25 protein-coding genes, 5 tRNA genes and 1 pseudogene are annotated in these 24,324 nt (G+C 38.7%); 13 read left to right on the top strand and 18 right to left on the bottom strand.

Annotated elements, in window-relative coordinates; genetic code table 11:
• Positions 1-8 precede the first annotated feature (8 nt).
• From ACXVWP_RS02030 to mutY, 6 genes are all read right to left on the bottom strand, one after another.
• Positions 9-1,247: an HAAAP family serine/threonine permease gene (locus ACXVWP_RS02030; RefSeq protein WP_289901574.1), complete on the bottom strand. Its 1,239-nt coding sequence runs from the start codon at positions 1,245-1,247 to the stop codon at positions 9-11.
• Between the two features lie 276 nt (positions 1,248-1,523).
• Positions 1,524-1,599, bottom strand: a tRNA-Asn gene (locus ACXVWP_RS02025).
• A 2-nt stretch (positions 1,600-1,601) separates the two neighbouring features.
• Positions 1,602-1,677, bottom strand: a tRNA-Phe gene (locus tag ACXVWP_RS02020).
• A gap of 227 nt (positions 1,678-1,904) precedes the next feature.
• Positions 1,905-2,984, bottom strand: coding sequence for a membrane-bound lytic murein transglycosylase MltC (gene mltC / locus ACXVWP_RS02015; RefSeq protein ID WP_289901575.1), 1,080 nt, complete (start codon positions 2,982-2,984; stop codon positions 1,905-1,907).
• Positions 2,985-2,993: 9 nt separating this feature from the next.
• Positions 2,994-3,266 (bottom strand): oxidative damage protection protein, encoded by a 273-nt coding sequence (locus tag ACXVWP_RS02010; protein ID WP_014064755.1) that lies wholly within the window; start codon positions 3,264-3,266, stop codon positions 2,994-2,996.
• Positions 3,259-4,377 (bottom strand): A/G-specific adenine glycosylase, encoded by a 1,119-nt coding sequence (gene mutY, locus ACXVWP_RS02005; RefSeq protein WP_289901576.1) that lies wholly within the window; start codon positions 4,375-4,377, stop codon positions 3,259-3,261. The genes ACXVWP_RS02010 and mutY overlap by 8 nt, the downstream gene beginning before the upstream one ends.
• 192 nt (positions 4,378-4,569) lie before the next feature.
• Between mutY and rpmE the strand changes: the two genes are divergently transcribed.
• A complete protein-coding gene (gene rpmE / locus ACXVWP_RS02000) occupies positions 4,570-4,782 on the top strand; it encodes a 50S ribosomal protein L31 (RefSeq protein ID WP_005696847.1) in 213 nt (70 codons plus the stop codon).
• 244 nt (positions 4,783-5,026) lie between these two features.
• Here rpmE and folD read toward each other — a convergent pair whose 3' ends face one another.
• Complete coding sequence (gene folD, locus ACXVWP_RS01995; protein WP_128787756.1) at positions 5,027-5,884, bottom strand: bifunctional methylenetetrahydrofolate dehydrogenase/methenyltetrahydrofolate cyclohydrolase FolD; 858 nt, start codon at positions 5,882-5,884, stop codon at positions 5,027-5,029.
• A gap of 179 nt (positions 5,885-6,063) precedes the next feature.
• Here folD and ACXVWP_RS01990 point away from each other — a divergent pair.
• Both ACXVWP_RS01990 and ACXVWP_RS01985 read left to right on the top strand, forming a co-directional pair.
• Positions 6,064-6,140, top strand: a tRNA-Pro gene (locus tag ACXVWP_RS01990).
• Positions 6,141-6,192: 52 nt separating this feature from the next.
• Positions 6,193-6,269, top strand: a tRNA-Arg gene (locus ACXVWP_RS01985).
• Positions 6,270-7,040: 771 nt separating this feature from the next.
• Here the strand turns inward: ACXVWP_RS01985 and ACXVWP_RS01980 are convergent.
• The 5 genes and pseudogenes from ACXVWP_RS01980 to ACXVWP_RS01960 form a co-directional block, all read right to left on the bottom strand.
• Positions 7,041-7,223 carry a hypothetical protein gene (locus tag ACXVWP_RS01980; RefSeq protein WP_289901577.1) on the bottom strand — a complete coding sequence of 61 codons (183 nt, stop codon included), beginning with the start codon at positions 7,221-7,223 and terminating at the stop codon, positions 7,041-7,043.
• Positions 7,224-7,471: 248 nt separating this feature from the next.
• On the bottom strand, positions 7,472-7,699 hold the full coding sequence (locus ACXVWP_RS01975) for a hypothetical protein (RefSeq protein ID WP_289901578.1): 228 nt from the start codon (positions 7,697-7,699) through the stop codon (positions 7,472-7,474).
• On the bottom strand, positions 7,699-7,872 hold the full coding sequence (locus tag ACXVWP_RS01970) for a hypothetical protein (protein ID WP_458473238.1): 174 nt from the start codon (positions 7,870-7,872) through the stop codon (positions 7,699-7,701). Before ACXVWP_RS01970 ends, ACXVWP_RS01975 begins: the two co-directional genes overlap by 1 nt.
• A 130-nt stretch (positions 7,873-8,002) precedes the next feature.
• A pseudogene (locus ACXVWP_RS01965) lies at positions 8,003-8,266 on the bottom strand (Arm DNA-binding domain-containing protein); the annotation flags it as partial.
• 198 nt (positions 8,267-8,464) lie between these two features.
• Positions 8,465-8,554, bottom strand: a tRNA-Ser gene (locus tag ACXVWP_RS01960).
• A 125-nt stretch (positions 8,555-8,679) separates the two neighbouring features.
• Between ACXVWP_RS01960 and dauA the strand changes: the two genes are divergently transcribed.
• From dauA to dusC, 5 genes are all read left to right on the top strand, one after another.
• Positions 8,680-10,422, top strand: a complete 1,743-nt coding sequence (gene dauA, locus ACXVWP_RS01955) for a C4-dicarboxylic acid transporter DauA (protein WP_289901580.1) — start codon at positions 8,680-8,682, stop codon at positions 10,420-10,422.
• A 62-nt stretch (positions 10,423-10,484) separates the two neighbouring features.
• Positions 10,485-11,201: a ribonuclease PH gene (gene rph / locus ACXVWP_RS01950; RefSeq protein ID WP_289901581.1), complete on the top strand. Its 717-nt coding sequence runs from the start codon at positions 10,485-10,487 to the stop codon at positions 11,199-11,201.
• 9 nt (positions 11,202-11,210) lie between these two features.
• Positions 11,211-11,852 carry an orotate phosphoribosyltransferase gene (gene pyrE / locus ACXVWP_RS01945; protein WP_289901582.1) on the top strand — a complete coding sequence of 214 codons (642 nt, stop codon included), beginning with the start codon at positions 11,211-11,213 and terminating at the stop codon, positions 11,850-11,852.
• Positions 11,853-11,963: 111 nt separating this feature from the next.
• Positions 11,964-12,830 carry a co-chaperone DjlA gene (gene djlA / locus ACXVWP_RS01940; RefSeq protein WP_289901583.1) on the top strand — a complete coding sequence of 289 codons (867 nt, stop codon included), beginning with the start codon at positions 11,964-11,966 and terminating at the stop codon, positions 12,828-12,830.
• Positions 12,830-13,762 (top strand): tRNA dihydrouridine(16) synthase DusC, encoded by a 933-nt coding sequence (gene dusC / locus ACXVWP_RS01935; RefSeq protein WP_289901584.1) that lies wholly within the window; start codon positions 12,830-12,832, stop codon positions 13,760-13,762. The genes djlA and dusC overlap by 1 nt, the downstream gene beginning before the upstream one ends.
• Before the next feature lie 174 nt (positions 13,763-13,936).
• Here the strand turns inward: dusC and dapF are convergent, their stop codons facing one another.
• Positions 13,937-14,761 (bottom strand): diaminopimelate epimerase, encoded by an 825-nt coding sequence (gene dapF, locus ACXVWP_RS01930; RefSeq protein WP_289901585.1) that lies wholly within the window; start codon positions 14,759-14,761, stop codon positions 13,937-13,939.
• 121 nt (positions 14,762-14,882) lie between these two features.
• Positions 14,883-15,509 carry a transcriptional repressor LexA gene (gene lexA / locus ACXVWP_RS01925; protein WP_297569029.1) on the bottom strand — a complete coding sequence of 209 codons (627 nt, stop codon included), beginning with the start codon at positions 15,507-15,509 and terminating at the stop codon, positions 14,883-14,885.
• A 218-nt stretch (positions 15,510-15,727) separates the two neighbouring features.
• On the opposite strand from lexA, the gene plsB reads away from it, so the two are divergent.
• Positions 15,728-18,184, top strand: coding sequence for a glycerol-3-phosphate 1-O-acyltransferase PlsB (plsB, locus tag ACXVWP_RS01920; protein WP_289901587.1), 2,457 nt, complete (start codon positions 15,728-15,730; stop codon positions 18,182-18,184).
• 60 nt (positions 18,185-18,244) lie between these two features.
• On the opposite strand, the gene ACXVWP_RS01915 is transcribed toward plsB, so the two are convergent.
• The 3 genes from ACXVWP_RS01915 to ACXVWP_RS01905 all read right to left on the bottom strand — a co-directional run bounded on the left by ACXVWP_RS01915 (position 18,245) and on the right by ACXVWP_RS01905 (position 21,248).
• Positions 18,245-19,630: a DASS family sodium-coupled anion symporter gene (locus tag ACXVWP_RS01915; protein WP_289901588.1), complete on the bottom strand. Its 1,386-nt coding sequence runs from the start codon at positions 19,628-19,630 to the stop codon at positions 18,245-18,247.
• A gap of 163 nt (positions 19,631-19,793) precedes the next feature.
• The gene (gene rraA / locus ACXVWP_RS01910; RefSeq protein ID WP_049356040.1) at positions 19,794-20,291 is read right to left on the bottom strand and encodes a ribonuclease E activity regulator RraA; all 498 of its coding nucleotides are present in this window, start codon (positions 20,289-20,291) and stop codon (positions 19,794-19,796) included.
• 45 nt (positions 20,292-20,336) lie between these two features.
• Positions 20,337-21,248, bottom strand: a complete 912-nt coding sequence (locus tag ACXVWP_RS01905; RefSeq protein WP_128787763.1) for a 1,4-dihydroxy-2-naphthoate polyprenyltransferase — start codon at positions 21,246-21,248, stop codon at positions 20,337-20,339.
• 61 nt (positions 21,249-21,309) lie between these two features.
• On the opposite strand from ACXVWP_RS01905, the gene tsaA reads away from it, so the two are divergent.
• A complete protein-coding gene (tsaA, locus tag ACXVWP_RS01900) occupies positions 21,310-22,047 on the top strand; it encodes a tRNA (N6-threonylcarbamoyladenosine(37)-N6)-methyltransferase TrmO (protein WP_289901589.1) in 738 nt (245 codons plus the stop codon).
• 36 nt (positions 22,048-22,083) lie between these two features.
• Here the strand turns inward: tsaA and ACXVWP_RS01895 are convergent, their stop codons facing one another.
• Positions 22,084-23,130: an AI-2E family transporter gene (locus ACXVWP_RS01895; RefSeq protein ID WP_289901590.1), complete on the bottom strand. Its 1,047-nt coding sequence runs from the start codon at positions 23,128-23,130 to the stop codon at positions 22,084-22,086.
• A gap of 94 nt (positions 23,131-23,224) precedes the next feature.
• Between ACXVWP_RS01895 and arsC the strand changes: the two genes are divergently transcribed.
• From arsC to ACXVWP_RS01880, 3 genes are all read left to right on the top strand, one after another.
• Positions 23,225-23,575 carry an arsenate reductase (glutaredoxin) gene (gene arsC / locus ACXVWP_RS01890; protein WP_289901591.1) on the top strand — a complete coding sequence of 117 codons (351 nt, stop codon included), beginning with the start codon at positions 23,225-23,227 and terminating at the stop codon, positions 23,573-23,575.
• Between the two features lie 65 nt (positions 23,576-23,640).
• Positions 23,641-23,895, top strand: coding sequence for an alternative ribosome-rescue factor A (locus ACXVWP_RS01885; RefSeq protein ID WP_014064744.1), 255 nt, complete (start codon positions 23,641-23,643; stop codon positions 23,893-23,895).
• Between the two features lie 25 nt (positions 23,896-23,920).
• Positions 23,921-24,217 (top strand): DUF5377 family protein, encoded by a 297-nt coding sequence (locus ACXVWP_RS01880; RefSeq protein WP_049371484.1) that lies wholly within the window; start codon positions 23,921-23,923, stop codon positions 24,215-24,217.
• Positions 24,218-24,324: the final 107 nt, after the last annotated feature.

Raw genomic sequence — 24,324 nt, 5'->3', positions numbered from 1 at the left:
AAAGTCGCTTATAATAATCCATATACGACCGCAGAGATAGCAATTAATCCCATTACTGTTACAAATACATTGCTAAAACGACCTTGATAGCGTTTCATCGCAGGTACATTGCGGATAGCATACATTGGCATAATGAAAAGGATCATCGCAATAATTGGGCCGCCAAGGGATTCAATCAAACCTAAAATACTTGGGTTAATGATTGCTACGCCCCATAATGTTAATAAGAAGAATACTGCAGTACCATAATTTAATTTTTTACGATTTACACTTTCACCTTTCATTTTGAGGTATAAACCTTCTAAACCTTCACGAGCCCCTAAATAATGGCCAAAGAATGAACTCGTAATCGCTAAGAAAGCCACTAATGGTGCAAAATAAGAAATGTATGGATTATCAAATTTATTCGCAAGATAAGACAAGATACTGATATTTTGTGCTTTTGCCTCTAATAACTCTACCGGTGTTAACGTTAATACACAGCTAAACACAAAGAACATCACGAAGAAAAGTAATATAGTTGAAGCCCCTTTCTCTGTATGACCAATGTGATATTCCGTTGTATCAAAATCTTTATATTCACGTTGTTGAGAAAGCGTGAAAGAAGAAATTGCCGGAGAATGGTTAAAAGAGAAGACTAATACTGGGATAGTTAACCACAATGTAGTGATAAAACCACCAGTAGTAGGAAGCTCATAAAGCATTGATGCATTCCATTGAGGAATGAGATAGATTGATAATGCAAAGAGAATCAATACCAATGGATAAACTAATAATTCAGTGATTTTCAACATTACTTTTTCACTGAACAGCATTACCGAAATTAATACCGCAATTAATACAAAAGAAAGAATTACACGGTTTGGTGAAGCCATACCTAATTGGTTTACGATAAAAGAATCAACCGTATTAGTAATACCGTTTCCATAAATTAATAAAATAGGAAAGATCGCAAAAAAATACAAGAGTGTAATTAATTTTCCTGCTGTTGGACCAAAATGTTCTTCAACTACTTCAGTAATATCACTGCCAGGTTTAGAAGAAGATAATACGAAATAAGCCAAGCCTCGATGAGCAAAATAAGTCATTGGCCCCACTAGAATCGCCATTATAATTAATGGCCAAAAACCACCCATCCCCGCATTAATAGGTAAAAATAACACACCGGCACCAACGGCAGTACCAAATAAATTTAATACCCATGCGACATCAAATTTATTCCACTTTTTATTAGTTATTGTATTCATATTGAATCCTTATAGAGTTAGTTATAAACTGTTCATTTAATAAGCACTTATTGAATGACGGCGATATTATGAAAGGGATTAAAAAGGAATGCAAAGTATAAAAGATAAAAATGTGATCTACATAACAAATTTATTTGAATTATTTTTATAAATATTTATCTAGATCAAAAAAATACTAAGAAAAAATTTATTTTTTTATTTGGAAAGAAATGAAGAAATTATATTTTGCAAAGAGAAAAGCAAAAGCCGCTAATTAAATAGCGGCTTCTTAAAATTTGGCTCCTCCTGCGGGACTCGAACCTGCGACATATGGATTAACAGTCCACCGTTCTACCGACTGAACTAAGGAGGAAATGGTGCCTCGAGGCGGAATCGAACCACCGACACGGGGATTTTCAATCCCCTGCTCTACCGACTGAGCTATCGAGGCGTTATCGTTATTGGCTACTGCCTGACAACGGAGCGTATTAAACTATTTTTTTGAGTATTGGTCAACAACTAAATTCAAAAAAAGTGAAAAAATTAGTTTGTTTGAATGGTTAATAACCAAAACGTCTATAAAAAGAACGTTTTTTGAAAACTCAATTAAAAATAACCGCTCTTTCTAAAAAAATAATGCCCGAAAATTCTTTCGAGCATTGTATTTAATCACCGAAATTATCGTCTTACACGGAATTTCTTTTGTGCTGAATCTACTTTCAACAAGTAATTTCTCGCTTGTGAAGATGGATGTGCCGTAGTGAGAATACGATATACCTGTTCAGGATACATTTGATTGATTTTATAAATAGCTTCATATTTATCACTGTCAAATACCCGCAACACTGCTCCAGCTCCACTATTATAAGCAGAAATCATTGCAAAACGTTTAGAAGTTGGATTCGTAATACCATCTAAATATTGATTTTGTAGAATCCATAAATAAGATACACCCGCATCAATATTATTTGCAGGATCATACAGATAACGAGCTGATGGTTGTCCACCTTTACCTTTCATGGCAAACACATCACGACCAGCCGTACTTGGCACCACTTGCATTAAGCCAATCGCATTCGCATAACTGATTGCGTAGGGGTTGAAGCTAGATTCTGTTTGCATAATACCTAAGATCAAGCTTTCATCAATACCATAGCGCTCTGCGGCTTTACGTACCAATGGAAGATATTTTTGTGCACGCACTTCAACGTGATTCGCAATCATTGAGATCACCACAAATTGCACGGTGTTACCATTTTGCAGGCGGCGAGTTTGTAATTTATTTTGGATTAAATAGGTGGCGAAGTTGCTTGCGATAACTTGGTTAGCAATTTGTTGGCCATTATTGTCCACTACCTGACCTAATAAGAAAGGACGCGTACTGATCGGTACATCACCAGAAGCGAATAAGTCGATACCTTTCGCATCCGAGCCCATCAATAAAGTATGGACAATCGCATTATGTAAGCGATTAAGATCTTTTTGTGTTTCAATGATGATTGAACCTTCATCAAAGCTTACGTGGCTACGTGTGTAGAAAGAGTCTGTATATTTCACATAGTCTTTACGGCTCGCCACTAAAAGTTCATTTACTCCCCAAATACGATCGATATTGTGAGAGAATTGACCCGTTAAAATATCTAAACCTTGCGTGTCTTTTGCAAACACTTCGTCATAATTAATGCCACGTCGATGGCTTGGCGAGTCGCTACAAGCATATAAAAGCGGAAGTAGCGCCAATAATAAATACTTTTTCATAATCTTTTGTTATTTAGATGGGGGAACGTAACCTTCAATATGCACTTCCTTGCCTTCAAATAAGAAATTCACCATTTCTTCTTCTAATAATTTTCGATGTTCGGCATTCATCATATTGAGCTTTTTCTCATTCACTAACATGGTTTGCTTTTTGATCCATTCGCCCCATGCTTGTTTACTAATTGAATTAAAAATACGTTTACCTAATTCACCGGGATACAGTTGAAAATCCAACCCTTCTGCATCTTGTTTCAAATATTCGCAAAAAACGGTTCTAGCCATAATAATTCCTTACAAATTGCGTTAATAAATTTTTCACAGGCTGAGCTAACCCGATCTGTTCTGGTGACGTTGGATCATACCAATATTTGACCGCACTTAATAGACCAGATCGAGATTCTTTTCCTTTTTCTGACAATTTTTTCCAATCTGAACGATCGCCATCTTCAGATTTTCGATCGACTTCAACATAAATAGGATGAATGTCTAGATGAAAATGACTAAACGTATGACGGAAAGTCACCCATTCTTGATATTCGGTAATTCCTTGTTCGTTCAGAAAATTCAGCAATGTTTGTTTATCATCAAACTGAGGGAAACAATACAATCCACCCCATAAGCCTTTGCTTTCACGCTGTTCTAACCAGACTTTTCCTTGATGAGATAAAATCAAAAAATAGCTCTGCTTTTCCGGCAACGATTTTTGGGGTTTCTTTCCAGGAAACGCTGTCCACTTTTCGAGTTTATTGGCTAAACAATCGTTACTTAGAGGACAAAGATCACATTTAGGTTTTGTTCGGGTGCAAATAGCCGAACCGATATCCATCATCGCTTGATTAAATTCAGCGACTCTCGTTGTTGGTGTAACCTGTTCGCTCAACTGCCATAATTGATTTTCGACTTTCTTCTCACCAGGCCAACCTTCTACAGCAAAATAACGAGAAAGGACGCGTTTTACATTACCGTCTAAAATCGGATAAGGTTGATTTTGTACAGAAGATAAAATTGCTCCTGCCGTCGATCGCCCCACGCCTGTTAATGCCCAAACTTGCTCAAATTGTGTAGGAAATTCACCTTGATATTCATCTCTAATGGTTTGAGCGGCTTTATGTAAATTTCTTGCACGGGCGTAATAACCGAGTCCCGTCCACAGATGTAACACTTCGTCTTGTGATGCATTAGCAAGTGCGGTCACATTAGGAAAGGTTTTGATAAATCGCTCAAAATAAGGAATAACAGTAGAAACTTGGGTTTGTTGTAACATTACTTCGGAAAGCCAAACACCATAAAGGGTTTTATTTTGTTGCCAAGGCAAATTTTTACGCCCAAACTTTTCATACCATTGTAAAACTGAGTGGGCAAAAGGGACATCAACAGAGGATTGGGCTAACATAACTTTCCTAAAATGCAGTCAAAATAAGTAAGAACTTGGCGATGATTCTATCACTAAAGCGCACCTCTTGATCAATTTGATTTTTTCAGTATAATTCGCAGTCTATTTGGTGCCGGATTATCGGCGATTATTAACTCACGCGGTGTAAGTGGAAAGCATTTATAGCGGCGTGGCTTCAGTTTGAGGTTTTCTATGAAACAAGGTATTCATCCAGAATATAAAGAGATCACTGCAACTTGTTCTTGCGGTAACGTGATCAAAACTCGTTCAACTTTAGGCAAAGATATCAACCTTGATGTGTGCGGTAGCTGCCACCCATTCTACACTGGTAAACAACGTGTTGTTGATACTGGTGGTCGTGTTGAACGCTTTAACAGCCGTTTCAAAATCCCAGGTACAAAATAATTTGAATCTGTGTGAAGAACCCTGCTTAGGCAGGGTTTTTTATTATCCAATAACTCACAATATTTCAAATACAACCTACTAAAAGAACAATTTGATAGTATCATATCATCTGGAATATGATTGTATACTCGAACAGAAATTAGCAATCCGCCGTTGCTTATCATGGTCTGTCTTAAGTAAATAAGTCTAGATTTTGGGAGCCAAATAACTTTGATTGTGCTATTTAACTATACTTTTTTATTTCTTACACAAGTTGATTATTATGTTCATAAGCATAAAGTGTATTAAACATCAGCATAGCAACCGTCATAGGTCCCACTCCTCCCGGTACTGGCGTAATATAAGACGCTTTTTGTATCGCTACATCATATTCCACATCACCGACCAATTTACCATCAATACGGTTAATGCCTACATCAATTACGGTTGCCCCTTCTTTAATCCAATCGCCAGGAATAAAACGAGGTTTCCCCACAGCGACGACTAACACATCCGCCTGACGAATATGATGCTCTAAATCTTTGGTGAAACGGTGCGTTACCGTAACAGTAGCGCCTGCTAATAATAATTCAAGCGACATCGGACGTCCCACAATATTTGATGCACCAACGATCACGGCATGTTTACCGTGTAAATCAATACCTGTGGTTTCCAATAATTTCATTACGCCATAAGGGGTACAAGCCCGTAAAGTTGGAATACGTTGGCATAAACGTCCAACATTATAAGGGTGAAAGCCATCTACATCTTTTTCAGGGCTAATTCGTTCAATAACGAATGCGCTATTAATCTGTTCGGGTAATGGAAGCTGAACCAAAATACCATCAATGGTTTCATCTGCATTTAATTGATCTATAAGTTGAAGTAGTTCTGCTTCTGTTGTTGTTTCAGGCAAGTCATAAGATTTCGAGACCATTCCAATCTCTTCGCAACTTTTACGTTTACTGCCCACATAGACTTGAGAAGCAGGATCTGCACCCACTAAAATTACTGCAAGTCCTGGTGCACGTTTACCTTGAGCATGATAATGTTCAATTTTACTGGCAACATCAGATTTGATTTTTTTTGATAGTTCAGTACCTGAAATAATTTGGGCGGTCATGCGTTTTTCCTCTAGGTGGAATTAAGTAAACGTTTGCTATTTTAACTGAGAACGCCTTATTTTACAAAGACAACAAAAGTGCGGTTGAAAAAACTGGAATAATTTTGAGCAGTTGAAAGATAAATCTAAAAAAATTAATTGACTGAAAAGAAAAGCTCACTATAATTATGCTCAATCGTCGGCGAGTAGCGCAGCTTGGTAGCGCAACTGGTTTGGGACCAGTGGGTCGTAGGTTCAAATCCTATCTCGCCGACCACTTCTTTTATATTTCCCTCGAAATGCCATACAAAAGATGTAACCCTTGAAATGCGCCCTTAGCTCAGCTGGATAGAGCAACGCCCTTCTAAGGCGTGGGTCAAAGGTTCGAATCCTTTAGGGCGTGCCATAACTCATCTCCATCTGTCATTATTTCTCTAATGTGCTTTTTATCGAAAGTAATCAATTCAACGCATATTTTGTGCAAGACAAAATAGCGTAAATTCCAGATCTCAACAATGATTAGTTAAAAAATGATTTTAAATTTAGAAAAGAAAATATTTGAATGGCGGTGAGAGGGAACAACGATTTTTTCTTCTTAAGCCTTGTGTAGTCTAAAACTTTGATATTCTGCATAGCCCGTTAGGGAGTTATACAGGGAGTTAAAAATAAATTTTCCTGTTATTTGTCCTTGTTCAAAGGGCGATTATGGGAAAAAGAGCTTTAACGGTCAATCTTTAAATTTCGTTTAATTTTGTTTTATGCGTTCATTTTTTTGACAATGCGTTTACATGAGATATAGCGGTGATCAGATTCAGATTTACTAGAAAATTAAGATTGAATATTTAGATGTCAAATTTTATTCTTGAGAAGATTAATAACCACTGTATAGAAATTTTGTTGTATTTTTCTTACTTGTATTTTTTTGGCGGCTCCCTATTTTTCGGGGGAAAGTGGGAAAAGTGGGAAACGGGGGGAAAAATTAAACACTATAAACAACAATATAATATATTGATTTAATTATAAAAATTATGAATTGATTATTGTATTTTCCCACTTTCCCACTTTTCCCCCGTTATTTTTGGTTTGCTTTAGAAAAAATTAAAAAGGTTAATAATCACTATGTATTATGTTAAATACACTACTGTATAAAAAGGCGATTCAATCGAACCGCCTTTATTTATTCCTCCAATGGTAGGGTGATTTTTAACCCTCTTTTTGTTGGTGTTGTAATATTTTTATCCTGCAAGGTTGGATAGGTTGATTCATTGCGCCATGTATCCTTATCTTTTCGTTCCGTTCTGATTAATCGCTTTTCTTTGAGCAAAGATTCAATGATTTTTTTCTCTGGAAAAGCTCCCATTTCTAAAAGTAGATTCCGCTTGTCTAATATTAGATAGGAATTTTCCCGCGTATCTTCTTCAAAATAAAACCCTACAAATTTTTTGCTTAATGCTTGCCGCTTGTTGTGTCAAAATTTGGTGAATTGCCATACTTCCCCCTATTTTTTTGAGTGGCTATTTCTTGTTATATTAGCACTCAAAAAAGACTTTTAAAAGCTCTCTTTGGGTAATAAAAAGCCCCGATTATACTACCGGGGCGTTATGAGGATTAGAAAGTGAATATTCGGCTTTCTCGTGGTTCGTTTGGTAAAGTGCGGTTGAATTCTTGTTTAAATTCTTGCGCTTCTTCTGCCATGAGTGCCATAAAAGCCAACATTAAATGTTCTTCATCGTCCTTTTGCACTTTGCCGCTTTCGATTAATCCTTTTACGCTGTGATTAATAAAAAATTGCGTGGCAGTCAGCAGTTGTTTAGCAGATTCTTCGATAGTTTGCATTATTCAGGAACCTCAAGCCCATCAATATAAACGGCGTGGCGGTGATTCTCTAACAAGAAATCAAGGCTTGTTGAAAAATACACTTCTTCTACATTTCGTTCCGGGCGGTTGATGAAAAATAGGCGTGAGGTGTTTTTCGTGAAATAAAGGGCTAAATTGGCAAGTGGCGTGATTAAAATGCCGTTGCGAGGGAAATGGCTTACATTGACCGCTTTCAGCCCGCCTATCTCGCCATTTCTCTGCCATTTCTGAAAAGGTGAGTTGCTTTTCTTCTACTGGGTTTTGTAATGTTTTACGATAAGCAAGCGGATCAATATTTCTATAAATAAGCCCTTTGTATTCTTTCACCATTTCTCGGGCAAAAGTTAAAGAAAGTGTTGGATATTCTCCTAAGCTCATTTTCTTATATTTACCAGTAAAAGAATAAACAAAGTAAAAGGTTTTCGTTTTATTTGGTTTTACCCTAATCATTAAGCCTGATTCTTTGCCATCGTGCTTTGTGTATTCTTTCGCTTTGGGTTTTAGGGACTGTAAAAAAGTGTCGGTGAATGGTTTATTTAATTTCATGATAAAAAGCCTTTGTTTGATTAAAACTTAGCCGTTTTAACTCCCTCGAAAAACGCCCAAAAAGTGAGGGAGTAAATTAGGGAGTTAAAAACGGAAACAAAGACAAACATAGACCAACGAAAGAAACAGATTAAAGAAAACTAAATCATTGTTTTTACGTTGTTTTTTGACAAGAAAGACATTATTTGACAAGGCTCGTGGCGGTGAGAGGGGGATTCGAACCCCCGATGCACTTTCGCACATACACGCTTTCCAGGCGTGCTCCTTCAACCACTCGGACATCTCACCGTTTTGAAGTGCGTGAAATATAAAGATTTATCTAAGATTAGTCAAGTTTTTTGAGCTAGAACATAAAAAATCCTATTCCTTTTAGCTAAAATATAAACTTATCTCTTTTCCATCGTCGTATTTTTATGCAAATCAAATCTCTCTTTTCTAAAAATGTGTTTCTGGCTGTAAAACCATTTAGCGCATTGAAAGAATCTTTCCGTGAAGGTTACGGAAAACAAAAATTGATTAAAGATATTATTGCGGGACTCACAGTAGGAGTCATTGCAATTCCCCTCTCCATGGCCTTAGCGATCGCTAGCGGTGTTCCACCACAACATGGTCTTTATACGGCTATCGTAGCGGGTATTGTGATTGCATTAACTGGTGGATCGCGTTTCAATATTTCTGGACCAACCGCGGCATTTGTTGTGATTTTATATCCCGTTACTCAACAATTTGGACTCAGTGGCTTGCTCATGGCAACGCTACTTTCGGGGATTATTTTAATCATCATGGCGTTGTCTCGATTGGGTCGGTTAATTGAGTATATACCTCTCCCCGTTACACTTGGCTTTACCTGCGGGATTGGCATTACTATCGGTACATTGCAAATCAAAGATTTCTTAGGTTTAGATATTGCCCAAATGCCATCTCACTATATTGAAAAAGTACAGGCTATTTTGACCGCACTTCCGACGATTAGCTGGGCTGATACCGCTGTTGGTGTGGTCACCTTATTTGTTCTCACACAATGGCACAAACTTCGTTTACCTGTGCCTGGTCATTTACCAGCTGTGATTATTGGTACACTGATGGCATTAGCTTTAGGACAATTTGGTTTCTCGGTTGAAACCATTGGCACAGCATTCCACTACACCTTAGCCGATGGTACAACGGGAAACGGTATTCCAAATGTCTTGCCTGAATTTACCTTACCTTGGAATATTCCAAATGCGCAGGGGGAAATCATTAATTGGAATTTTGATCGCATACAGACTCTCTTACCTGCAGCCTTTTCAATGGCAGTATTAGGTGCGATTGAGTCACTACTTTGTGCGGTCATTTTAGATAACATGACTGACACAAAACATCACTCCAATAATGAATTACTCGCTCAAGGTTTAGGTAATATTATTTCACCATTCTTAGGCGGAATTACGGCAACTGCAGCAATTGCACGTTCTGCAGCCAACGTTAAATCTGGGGCTGTATCACCAATAGCCAGTGTAATTCATGCACTCTTAGTTTTATTCTCGCTATTATTCTTTGCGAATGCCCTGTCTTATTTGCCACTCTCTTCTATGGCTGCATTGCTATTAATGGTAGCTTGGCATATGGCGAATGTACCTGAAATCATTCGTTTAGCACGTCGGTCAACAAAAAATGAAATTGCGGTGTTGTTCACTTGCTTAATTCTCACCGTATTATTCGATATGGTGATTGCCATCTCAGTTGGCGTATTATTGGCGAGCCTCTTATTTATCCGCACCATTGCAGAAATGACAAAAGCTATTGAACAACCTGCACCAGAAGATCTGAATGATGTGTTAGCTTATCGTATCAGTGGCCCATTGTTCTTTGCCGCGGCAGATAAACTCTTTGCGGATTTGCATGATAAAACCGTACATACGGATCACGAAATCAAACATATCGTATTACAATGCGATGCCGTGACCGTACTCGATACGGGGGGCATCCATGCACTCACTCACTTTGTACAACATATGTTGCCACATCAACAAATCTACTTGTGCAATATGCAATTTCAACCACTAAGAATGTTAGTGAAATCAAACTCTGTTCCTGAATTGCAAAAAATCAACTACGGCTCAGATTTACAAGATGTCTTTAATAAAATTCGTGAGTTTGAGCAAGCAAATCCATAAAACAGTGAAAAGCGTGCTAAAATAGGCACGCTTTTTTATCAATAAAAATAAAGGAATTCAGAATGCGTCCAAATAATCGTGAAAATCATCAATCTCGTCCAATTAAAATCACCCGTAATTACACAAAACATGCTGAAGGCTCAGTATTAGTGGAATTTGGTGATACTAAAGTATTGTGTACGGCGAGTGTTGATGAAAGCGTACCGCGTTTCTTAAAAGGACAAAATCAAGGTTGGGTGACAGCAGAATATGGCATGTTGCCACGCTCGACACACAGCCGTATGCAACGTGAAGCAGCAAAAGGCAAACAAGGTGGACGCACCATGGAAATTCAACGCTTAATCGCACGTTCATTACGTGCAATGGTTGATTTAGAAGCCCTTGGCGAACGTTCTATTACCTTAGACTGCGATGTGATTCAAGCGGATGGCGGTACAAGAACAGCGTCTATCACGGGTGCAGCGGTGGCTTTATGTGATGCTATCAATGGTTTAATCGCTAACGGCACATTAAAAACCAATCCAATCAAAGGTCTGGTTGCGGCAATTTCGGTTGGGATTGTTGAAGGTGAAGCTGTGTGTGATTTAGAATATGTGGAAGATTCAGCCGCTGAAACAGACATGAACGTTGTGATGATGGAAGATGGCCGCATGATTGAAGTGCAAGGTACGGCAGAAGGCGAACCATTCAGCCACGAAGAATTACTCACCTTATTGGGCTTAGCAAAACAAGGCTGCGAACAAATCTTCGCAGCACAACGTCAAGCATTAGGTTTATAGGAACAAAAAATGGAAAGCTACAAAATCGAATTTATTAAATTTGCGTTGAGCCACCAAGTGCTCAAATTTGGTGAATTTACCCTAAAATCAGGTCGAAAAAGCCCTTATTTTTTCAATGCTGGATTATTTAGCACGGGCGCAGATCTTGCTCGCTTAGGTGAATACTATGCGAAGGCAATTCAATCAAGTGCGGTCGATTTTGATGTTATTTTTGGACCTGCCTATAAAGGTATTCCGATTGCGACGAGCGTTTCCATTGCACTATTCAATCAATTTAACCGAGATACACCTGTTTGTTTTAACCGCAAAGAAGCGAAAGATCACGGTGAAGGTGGTAATTTAATCGGCAGCCCATTAACTGGCAATGTGTTATTAGTCGATGATGTCATCACCGCCGGCACGGCTATTCGTGAATCCATGGCGCTTCTTGAAGCCAACAATGCCAAATTAGCCGCCGTATTTATTGCATTAAATCGCAAAGAAAAAGGCAAAGGCGAACTTTCCGCCATTCAAGAAGTGGAACGCGACTACCAGTGCCAAGTCCTTTCCATTATTGATTTTGATGATTTAATGCAATTCATTGAAAACGAAGTCGATTATCAGCAATATTTGCCGGCAATGCGGGCTTATCGTGAAAGTTATGGTGTGTAATTTGCTACTTGAAAAATAAGAAAAATGCCATATTAATGTAAGGGCAGACATTTACGTCTGCCCATTATTGTCAAAAAGACTTATTTTTTGACCGCACTTTAGGGGAAGAGAATGTATTTTTTTGGAAAGATTATCGGGGTTATTTTAGGTTTCAAATGGGGTGGTTTTTTCGGTGCCATCGCTGGACTCATTTTAGGCTCAATCGCAGATAAAAAACTTTATGAGATGGGTTCTGTTAACTCAAGCTTTTTTAAGAAAAAAACGACCCGACAAGCGCTTTTCATGCAAACTACTTTTGCGGTACTTGGGCATTTGAGTAAATCCAAAGGTCGTGTGACGGAAGAAGATATCCAACTGGCAAATCAGCTGATGAACCAGATGCAATTAGATGAGAGTCATCGCAAACTTGCTCAAGAGGCATTTAGTCGAGGTAAAGCAACCGATTTTCCACTACGTCAGGTGATTCGCGAATTCCGCATTGGATGTGGACAACGGGCTGATTTACTAAGAATGTTCTTGCACGTACAAGTGCAAGCCGCATTTGCTGATTCTCAATTACATGACTCAGAAAAAGAAGTCCTTTATGTGGTGGCTGAAGAGCTTGGTCTTTCCCGTATGCAGTTTGAGCAAATGCTGGCAATGGAAATTGCAGCTCGTCAATTTACTCAAGGTGGATTCTATCGCCAATACCAACAAGGTGGCAATCAACAGCAAGGTGGCTATCAGTACCAAAAACAAGGCGGATACCAACAATCTTCAGGTCCAACATTAAGTGATGCTTATAAAGTACTGGGTGTGAGTGAAAGCGATGACCGTAATGCTGTAAAACGTGCATATCGTCGTTTAATGAATGAACATCATCCGGATAAATTAGTGGCTAAAGGCTTACCGCCAGAAATGATGGAAATGGCTAAAGAAAAGGCACAACAAATCCAAGCTGCTTACGATTTAATTTGTAAAGTGAAAGGCTGGAAATAGTGCGTGTTATCCTCGCTCCCATGCAAGGGGTACTTGATCCTTTCGTTCGCCAGCTTTTAACCGAAGTGAATGAATACGATCTCTGCATCACCGAATTTGTCCGCGTAGTAGATCAACTCTTACCTGAAAAGCTCTTTTATCGTCTTTGCCCTGAACTCAAAAATCAGGGTTTTACACCTTCTAGAACACCTGTTCGCGTCCAACTTTTAGGTCAACATCCGAACTGTCTTGCTGAAAATGCCCATCGTGCCATTGAACTTGGCTCACATGGTATTGATTTAAATTGTGGCTGTCCTTCTAAGACCGTTAATGGCAGTAACGGAGGTGCAGCCCTACTCAAACAACCTGAATTAATTTATCAAGCGACTCTAGCCTTACGACAAACTGTACCTAGCCACTTGCCTGTTAGCGTTAAAGTACGATTAGGGTGGGATTGTACTTCACAAGCGTTTGAAATTGCCGATGCAGTACAACAAGGTGGCGCGACTGAAATTACCATTCACGGTCGAACCAAAGCCGATGGCTATCGTGCCGATCGCATTAATTGGGAAAAAATCGGTGAAGTGAGATCTCGCTTAGCGATCCCTGTAATTGCTAATGGTGAAATTTGGCGTTGGGAAGATGGTCAAGCATGTTTAAAAGCGACCGAGTGTAAAGATCTAATGGTCGGACGTGGTGCATTAAATATCCCAAACTTAAGCCTTGTACTCAAACAAAATTGCGAAAAAATGCCTTGGGCGGATATTCAAAAGATCTTGCAAAAATATGCGGAAATGGAAAATTTCCATGATTCCGGTTTTTATCATGTTGCCCGCATCAAACAATGGCTACGCTATCTCAATAAAGAATATCCTGAAGCGGGCATCGTTTTTGAGCGAATTAAAACCAGCAAAACAGCAGAAGATCTGAGAGAAAGACTCTGTCAAGGCTAAAAAAGTGCGGTCAGAATAGACGGCTTTTTTAGCATTATCCCCACTCGTACGATGAGTTCAACACTCAAACAAAACTTGACCAAAATCAAAAGTTATCATACAGAACCAGTAGAATCGATGAGGCATATACCACAAAAAAGGAGAGGTGCCTAATGAAGACTCGTCTAGGCGAGATTAAAGGTGAATGTTTCCATCATAGATATGAGTCGCATCACCCGTCATATAAAGTGGAGAGCCAACGCCTTCCCATTCAATAAGCAAGCTACCACCAGGTAGATCAACTTGCACTTTATTATCAAGCAAACCTTGCATAATCCCAACAGCCGCCGCCGCGCACGCCCCACTGCCACAAGCTTGTGTTTCACCTGCACCACGCTCATATACACGCAACTTAATATGGTTACGATTGACGACTTGCATAAATCCAGCATTTACCCTTTCAGGAAAACGTTCGTGGCTTTCTAAGAGTGGACCTAATTCTGCTATATTAACCGTTTCAATATCCTCCACTTGAACAACACAATGTGGATTGCCCATTGATACTGCACCACAAAGCACCGTTTGAACATCGGTACGTAGAATATAGTTTTTTTCAAATTTATTGGCAGCAAAAGGAATTTTATTCGGTTCCCAAATCGGCTCGCCCATATTGACGCAAATTTGCCCATCTTCTTTTACCGTTAAAACCATTTTTCCTTTTTGCGTGCTTACTGCAATATCCTTTTTATTAGTCAGCCCTTTTAAGGTGACAAAACGCGCAAAACATCTTGCCCCATTTCCACATTGCGACACTTCACTACCATCTGCATTAAAAATACGATAATGGAAATCTAAATCTGGATCATAAGGTGGCTCAACAATTAAAAGCTGATCAAAACCAATACCACGATGACGATCGGCTAAACGTTTAATGGTTTCAGGGGTAAAATAGGCATTTTGCGTCACAGCATCAACAACGACAAAGTCATTGCCAAGGCCATGCATTTTGGAAAACTGCATGTTTCCTTCCTTGATTTGAAAATTTTTTGGCATTATAGAGAGCAATAAGCCGAATGGCAAATAGCCAGAATAGACAAAGTGCGGTCAAAAAACACTTTATTTTCTCACCGCACTTTCATCATTACATCCAAGCGTTATTACGAATGATCCCTACTGCAATCCCTTCAATTTCAAAACGAGGTTGTTCTTCAAGATTAACGACAATCGGCTGAAACTCTTCATTTTCTGCATGCAGATAAATAACAGAACCTTTGCGTTCTAAGCGTTTTACTGTCACTTCATCTTCAATTCGTGCAACAACAATCTGTCCATTTCGCACATCTTTTGTGCTATGAACAGCAAGAAGATCGCCATCTAAAATGCCGATATCTTTCATGGATTGGCCATATACTTTTAATAAGAAATCAGCTTGAGGCTTAAACATATTAGCATCAACACGATAAGTACCTTCAATATGTTGCTCAGCCAGAATTGGCTCCCCTGCGGCCACACGACCGATGAGCGGTAAGCCTTCTTCTTCCTCATCATTTACACTGTCATCAATAATGCGAATACCGCGAGAAGCCCCCGCAACAATTTCAATTGCACCTTTACGAGCAAGTGCTTTTAAATGTTCTTCCGCCGCATTAGGGGATTTAAAGCCTAATTCACGAGAAATTTCTGCACGAGTTGGCGGCATACCCGTAGTTTCTAAATGGCGCTTTAAGAGTTCCAGCACTTCTTGTTGTCTGGCAGTTAATGGTCTCATATACACTCCTGTTACTTTATACAGAATAACTGTTAGTATATACAGAAAGATGATGATTGCAACAACTATTTTCTAGCGATAAAAGTGCGGTCAATTTTTTTCATATTTTTGAGTGTTCATCACAAATCTCAAATGTAAATTTTTAGAATTTGACTGGTCGAATGTGTTAAAATGCCTGACAATACCTAGAAATGTCTAACAAAAAGAGAACGTTAATTATGTCTGGCATCGTAAGTACTTATCGTAAATTATTAGAATTACCGCTTTCGGTTTTAGTAAAAAATAATCCAATCCCCGCTCAACCAATTGAAGAGCTTCAACTCAATATCAATCAACCTATTCTTTATGTTTTGCCTTACACCTCTCAAACTGACTTCGTCATTTTCCGTCGTAACTGTCTGAGCGTAGGTTTGCCTGATCCGGCTGAAAAGAATGTAATTGATGGCGTAGCATTACCACGTTATGTCTATTTAGACGAAGGTCGTCGCTTTTTTAAATCAAAAGGCGCAAAAGATGAAACCACCAAAGTCTTCAATAAATACTTAGAACTGCACCTTGATACAGCTGATTTAGATGTACAACTCATTCCTGTTTCTGTACTTTGGGGACGTTCACCAGGTAAAGAAGATAAAGCAAGCTTACCGAATCTGCGTTTATTGAATGGCATTCAAAAAACCTTTGCAGCGATTTGGTTTGGACGTGACACTTTTGTGCGTTTTTCTCAAGCGCTTTCTTTGCGTTACATGGTAAATGAGCACGGTTCAGATGAAAAAATTGCGCAAAAACTGGCTCGCGTGGCTAAAATACACTTTGCTAAACAACGCATTTCCGCGACAGGGCCTCGTTTGCCAAACCGCGAAGCCATGTTTAATAAGCTATTAAATTCTCAAGCAATTCAAAATGCCATTGAAGATGAGGCAAAATCAAAAAATATCAGCTGCGAGAAAGCCTATGCTGAAGCCGAAAAAATGCTTCATGAAATCGCGGCTAATGTAAGCCATTCCAGCCTTCGTGCGGCGGATCGTTTCTTACGTTGGTTATGGAACAAACTTTATTCAGGGATTGATGTACAAAATGCGGACCGTGTGCGTAAATTAGCATTAGAAGGACATGAGATTGTTTATGTGCCTTGTCACCGTAGCCACATTGACTATTTATTGCTTTCTTATGTGCTCTATCATCAAGGTCTTGTACCACCACATATTGCAGCGGGGATCAACTTAAACTTCTGGCCAGCGGGTCCTTTATTCCGCAGCTGGGGCGCATTCTTTATTCGCCGTACGTTTAAAGGTAACCGCCTTTACTCTGCAATTTTCCGTGAGTATTTAGGGGAATTATTCCACCGCGGTTATTCCGTCGAATACTTCATTGAAGGTGGGCGTTCTCGTACAGGTCGCTTGCTTGCACCGAAAACAGGTATGATGTCAATGACGCTACAAGCACTACAACATAACCAGACTCGTCCTATTTCTGTGGTGCCTGTGTATATCGGTTATGAGCACGTATTAGAAGTAGATACTTACGCGAAAGAATTACGTGGTGCAGCGAAAGAAAAAGAAAATGCAGGCTTAGTTTTACGTGTGATTAAAAAATTACGTAATTTAGGTCAAGGTTTTGTGAATTTCGGTGAGCCAATCACGCTTTCCAATTACCTCAATCACCATTATCCAGAATGGAAAGAACAACATCATGAAGATAAACCTCACTGGTTTAACCATGCGGTTGGGTCTGTTTCTAATCAAGTGATGGTGAATATTAATAAAGCTGCAGCCGTCAATGCGATGAATTTAGTGGGGACCGCTCTACTCTCTTCTCGTCAGCGTGCGCTTTCTCATGAACAGTTATTAGAACAACTCTCTAGTTATCAAGAAATGTTAAAGAATGTACCGTATTCTACTGATGTGGTACTGCCAACTGATACACCAAAAGCGATGCTTGACCACGTATTAAGCTTAGATCGTGTTGGCGTGTTAGTTGAAAAAGATAACTTTGGGGAAATTATTCGTTTAGAACGTAATTCCGCTGTTCTCATGACGTATTACCGCAATAATATTCAACACTTATTTGTGTTGCCTTCACTTGTTGCGAGTATCGTTTTACATTATGAAGCAATCCAAAAAGATTTATTATTGGATGCGGTACGTAAAATTTATCCATTCTTAAAAGGCGAACTCTTCCTTCATTTCACTGAAGAAGAATTAGATACACAAATTAAAGCCATTATTGATGAATTTGCGCGTCAAGAGGTTATTCAAGCCAATGATAATTTCTTATCTATCCACCGCTCTAAAGTTCGTATTTTGCAACTTTGGTCTGCGGGTATACGTGAAATCCTACAACGCTACTATATTACAGTGAGTATTTTACGTAGAGACCCTGAAATTGCTCGTGGTTTACTAGAAAAAGAAAGCCAATTGGTGGCACAGCGTCTTTCCGTATTACATGGTATTAATGCACCGGAATTCTTCGATAAAGCCGTCTTTTCCACCTTTATTGCTAATTTGAAAGAAGAGGGTTATTTCGAGGATAATAAAGAAAAATTAGATGAGCTCGCAACAATCTTAGAGCATTTGATTTCTAGTGAGATTTGCTTAACGATCAACAGTGCTGCAAATAAAGCAGATGAAGTTGAGATTGAAGTAGAAGAAGAGGACAAATCAAATAAAGATGAATAATCTTTATTGACATAATAAAAGGGCGCGTTGGATATCCAACACGCCCTTTTCTTTATTTGATTAGTTCAACCAGAAATAATATCCAATTGTCGCGATAACAAATATACACACAATATTTAAGATAAATCCAGCTTTGATCATGTCACTTTGACGAACTTCACCAGTACCAAACACGATTGCATTTGGCGGTGTTGCCACTGGTAACATAAAGGCACAAGATGCACCTAAACCGATGATTAAAGCAAGACCAATTTCCGGCATACCGAGGGATTGCGCAATAGAAATAAAAATTGGTACTAATAATGCCGCACTCGCCGTATTTGACGTAAATTCGGTTAAGAAGATAATGAATGCTGCAACCAGCAGGCCTATCAGATAATAATGTTGCCCTTGAACTAAGAATACTATGCCATCAGCTAACACTTTACTTGCACCAGAATCTTTTAATACCGCACTCAAGGTTAAACCACCACCGAAAAGCATCAATACACCCCAGTCAGTGCTTTCTTGAATTTGTTTCCAATTTGCCACACCCGTTGAGCAAATAATGACAGCTGCAAGTAATGCGACCACACTATCAAAACTACCGATATTTTTAGCAAGGCCTAATACACCTGAAATCATTGGATTAATATAGCTACTGAATACCCAGCAAAGCGCAATCACAGCAAAAATCACAAGCGTTAAAACCCGTTGGCCATTCATTTCAATACGTTCAAAATTTTGCTCAAAACGTAAGTTAAGTTTTGGTTTAAATACAATGAAAAGCGTACCAACCATTAATGGCATCAAAATAATCATAATTGGCAAGCCATACCATAACCAATCAGAGAAGGTTAAATGTAAGTTACTTGCGACAATAGCATTTGGTGGACTACCCACTAATGTACCCATCCCACCAATACTCGCACTATATGCAATACCCAATAATACGAAGACATAAGTATTATGTTCTTTTTCTTTATCAAGCTTACTTAAGATCCCCATGGCTAAAGGTAGCATCATGGCTGCTGTTGCTGTATTACTCATCCACATAGAAAGGAACGCGGTAATTAAGAAAAGATACATGATAGCTACAAATAAATTACCACGCGCCATCGCCATGATTTTATTAGCAATCATCTTATCAAGCTTTTGCATATGCAAAGCCGTCGCTAACGCAAATCCACCAAAGAATAAGAAAATGGTTGGATCGGCAAAAGCCACTAAAGCTTGTTTAGTTGTCACCAAATCAAGTGCAATCGCAAGTAAAGGCACTAATAGCGCAGTAACCGTTACATGTAATGCTTCAGTTAACCAAAGGATCGCAACAAAGGCTAATAATGCTAAACCAGCATTTTCCTTAGGCGCAAAAGGTAAGGTTTTTAACAAAATAAAAAAACAGGCTATCGCCAGAAGAAAGATAATCCCACTTTTATAATTTTTTGTTGTGTTTGTTTCGTTCATGAGTCCCTCCAAACTGATTACAGATGAACTATTTACGATGTTAAATGAATGTTACAAACTTTCAACTAACAAATGTTTAGAATGTGATCTTGTTCAAAAAAATTTTAACAAAAAAAGTGCGGTTATTTCTAACCACACTATAAAACGATCATAAATTTTAAAATTATTCTTCGAAATCTTCTAAATCTAACGCTTCTTGTGAAAGAATAATGCCGGTTAAATCCGCGTAAATATAATCTTCAGGGAAGAATGTCACACCACCAAAATTCACTGGAAGATCACTTTCACCATGATTATTATCTTCTGCACCAACAGGAATTGGTGCGAGCGCATGAATTCCAACATCAATATTTTCAAGCTGTTGAATTTGACGTACTGCACCGTAAACAATAATACCCGCCCAGTCATTATCTGCGGCAAGTTGTGCAAGCTCAGCATCAATTAAAGCACGGCGTACTGCACCACCACCATCGACGACAAGCACTCTGCCATTACCATTTTCTTCGAGAATTTCGGCAATTAATCCATTATTTTCAAAACATTTTACTGTCGTCACTTTGCCGTAGAAATTGCTGACACCACCAAAGCTCGAAAAAATGGGCTCAACCACATCTACTTGATCAGCATAAATATCACAAAGTTCTGAAGTATCAATATACATAATGTTCCCCTTGTCGGTAAAATTTTTTCTCTAGTATAAGCCGATCTAGCCGATAAGCAAGCCTAAACTAAACAAGATATTGATCAATAAAGAAATCATTGACATCTGAGCCAACATCGGACGTAATACTGTAGGCTCTTTGCTGCGATAAACAAATAATGCGTGTTTTAATAACAATGGAAATGCCAATAAAAATAAGAAATGCCAAGGACTCAATGCTGTTGATGCCGCAAATAGCACATAACATAAAGCTGCAACGCTTAATAAAATACAATGATAAATACGTCCTTTCTTCGGGCCAATACGCACAACTAGGGTATTTTTTCCTACTTTCGCATCTTGCTCTATATCACGTAAATTATTGATATTTAAAACGGCTGTCGCTAATAAACCTGAGCCTAACGCAGGTAAAGTAATTAAGCTATCAATACTGTGAGTTTGTAGATAATAGGTTCCACCTACACCTAATAGTCCAAAAAAGAGCAACACTGACAGATCACCTAAACCTAAATAACCATAAGGTTTAGCCCCTACGGTATAAGTAATGGCAGCAATAATGGCAAGAATACCCAACCCAGCAAAGGCCAATAAATCAGTAAGACTTTTATATGCGATACCAATTAAAAATGCACCTGAGAAAAATGCTCCCACCGCCATTAAAATTAAGCCCCATTTAAGCTCATTCGCAGAAATTGCACCTTGCTGAATACCACGTAAAGGCCCAATACGTTCTTCGGTATCTGACCCTTTTTGATGATCGCCGTAATCGTTAGCAAAGTTGGAAAGGACTTGCAATAAAATGGTGGTAAGCAAGCAAAGTAACATCACGGTGAGATTAAAACTTTCTTTATCCGCCCAATATGCCAATGCTGAGCCAGTAAAAATAGAAGCTAATGCCAAAGGCAAGGTTTTTGGGCGAGCAGTTTCCCACCACATTTTCAATTTACGATTTGTCATTTTTTTTGACCGCACTTTTGATTACAATAAAGGGCGTATTCTACACGGAAATTGCCTTTTTATGAATGATTTAACACTGACGCTTCACCCAATTGCGGTGATTCACACGCCTTACAAAGAAAAATTCTCGGTGCCACGCCAGCCTGATTTAGTACAAGATGGCATTGGTATTGTGGAACTGCTCCCTCCGTATAATTCACCAGAGGCTGTGCGAGGATTAGAGCAATTTAGCCATCTTTGGCTTATTTTCCAATTCGACAAAATATCTCATGGGAAATGGCAATCCACTGTTCGCCCCCCTCGTTTAGGCGGCAATCAACGTGTCGGTGTATTTGCCTCACGCGCCACACACCGCCCTAATCCGCTAGGCTTATCCAAAGTTGAATTACGCCAAGTGGAATGTATTCATGGGCGTGTTTTTCTGCATTTGGGTTCCGTAGATCTTGTCGATGGCACACCTATTTTTGATATTAAGCCTTATATTGCCTATGCTGATAGTGAACCTGAGGCAAAGTCAAGTTTTGCGCAAGAAAAACCACCTGCCAAATTAAATATAGCATTTACAGAAATCGCCCAAAGTGCGGTTGAAAAATATCACAAAAACCGACCGCACTTAGTAAGATTCATTACAGAAGTGATCGCACAAGATCCCCGCCCTGCTTATCAACAAGGTAAAGAAACCGATCGTATTTACGGTATTAGTCTGTACGAATTTAATATTAAATGGCGTATTAAAGCAGGAACAACAGATTGTGTCGAAATTCTGGATATCCAAAAATTAAAAGAACAAAAAAGCTGACTTTCGTCAACTTTCTTTTTATCGCTTTAATTCTGTCTAATCCGGCAATGCATTCAGCACAGCTTTGACGAGCGTTGCCAATGGAATAGCGAAAAATACGCCCCAGAACCCCCATAATCCACCGAAAATCAGCACCGAAATAATGATTACTAAAGGATGTAAATTAACAACTTCAGAGAATAAATACGGTACTAACAGGTTTCCATCTAGAAGTTGACTTACCGCAAAGGCTACAATCAAATACCAAAACGTTGGGGAAATGCCAAACTGGAACATGGCGACTAAAGCAACAGGAATCGTCACTAATACCGCACCAATATAAGGAACTAACACAGAAAGACCAACGGCAACAGAAAGTAACAGCGGATAATTTAAACCAAAGCTTAAAAAGATAATATAAGTCACCACGCCAACAATCAAAATCTCCAACAACTTGCCATGAATATAATTCGCAATTTGTTGCTGCATTTCATTCCATACTTTAGAGGCCAAAAGACGGTTTTTAGGTAAAAAGCGACTCACTCCAGCAAGAAGCTCAGTTTTATCTTTCAGCATAAAGAACATCATTAATGGCACTAAAAATGCATAGATACCCAGTGATACAAGGTTCATTAATGAAGTAATCGACAATTTCACTGCGGATTCACCAAAGCCCAAAATCTTCGCACGAGCCGCACTAAAAAAGGTGTCAATCATGGTGTAATCAATGAGTTCAGGATAATGCTCAGGAAGGGCCAACAACCATTCATGTAACTTATTAAACATGGCCGGCAAATCGCTTAATAAGGAAATCGTTTGATTCCATAATGTTGGTACAAGCCCGAAGAAAATTAATAACGCTAAGGTTAGAAAGCCACCAAAAATAATTAACGTGGCAAGCATTCGAGGAAATTTTAATTTTTTCGTTAAAAAATTAATCGGCATTTCCAATAAATATGCTAATACAATGGCAATCAGCAACGGAGCGATTAAATCACTAAAGAAATAAATCGCAATAAAGCCAAATAACAAAATGGCAAGTAGTCCCATCGCATGCGGATCGCTTAAGCGACGACTATACCAATTTTTTAGCATTTCTAACATAAAGTTTTCCTAAACAAGTATTTTTTGTCATTATAAGTTAAAATTTAAATCAATCCTATATCCACTCATTCAACATAAAATAGAAGGAAACGTTATGTCTGTTAAGATTTACCATAATCCGCGCTGTTCAAAAAGCCGTGAAACCTTAGCTTTATTAGAAGAAAAAGGTATCCAACCAACTATCGAACTTTATTTGCAACAACACTACTCTGTTGAAACATTGCAGCAACTGGCTAATAAATTAGGATTAGATGATGTCAGAAAAATGATGCGTACCAAGGATGAACTTTATCAATCATTAGAGTTAGCGAATCCTGCATTAACGAATGATGATTTATTAAAAGCCATCAGTGAAAATTCAGCCTTATTAGAGCGCCCGATTGTGGTAAAAGGTGAAAAAGCCAAAATTGGACGACCACCTGAAAGCGTACTCGCCATTTTGTAATTCTATTCATTTTCGCTATAATGACTTGCCGTGAAGCACTTCACGGCAATTTTTTAGAGGTAAATATGACGAAAAAAACAAAAAGTGCGGTTGAAAATCAGCCCATTTATCAACACACCAAAGGTGTCGTGAAAGATAATGCCGTGATGGCACTGTTACACGATAAATTATTTCGCCAACGCGTTGAGAAAAAACGTAAAGGCAAAGGCAGTTATCAACGCAAAGCAAAATATGCGAGCAATTGGTTTGAAAAGCCCGATGATAAAGTTTTTGATTTCAGAAATTTTATCATCGGGTTTTTCGTTTCAATTTCAGTATAAAAAATAACAAACAGAGGAAGTCTATATGTCAATCAAAACAGAAGTTTTATTTAACAATACTTGGAATGTCCGTATCAGTGACCCAGGTGAAGAAGGTGCTCAAAGCCACTTTTTTGAAACCATTTATCTCACGCTCACGGCTTATTTTGAAGGCGAAAATGTGCGTTATGAATTTGTGCGTAAAGTAGAAGATCAAGTAAAAATCAAACGCTCATTTACAGAATTAAGTGAGTTATTCAAATTCTTAGGGGATTATTTGGACCCAGTTTCACTCGGTAACCTCGGCGTAAAAATGGGTAACTTAGGCGTGAAAGCTGAATAAATCTGTTTCCAATAAAAAAGTGCGGTCAAATTTGATCTGCACCCCAAAAGTTGGACTCAACAAACCAACAATTGAGGTGCAGATTTTTTATGGGTAAACACTACACA

This window comes from Haemophilus sp. SZY H56 (assembly GCF_054332415.1).
Note: the sequence above shows the minus strand (reverse complement) of the source record. Positions and strands in the feature narration are given on the sequence as shown.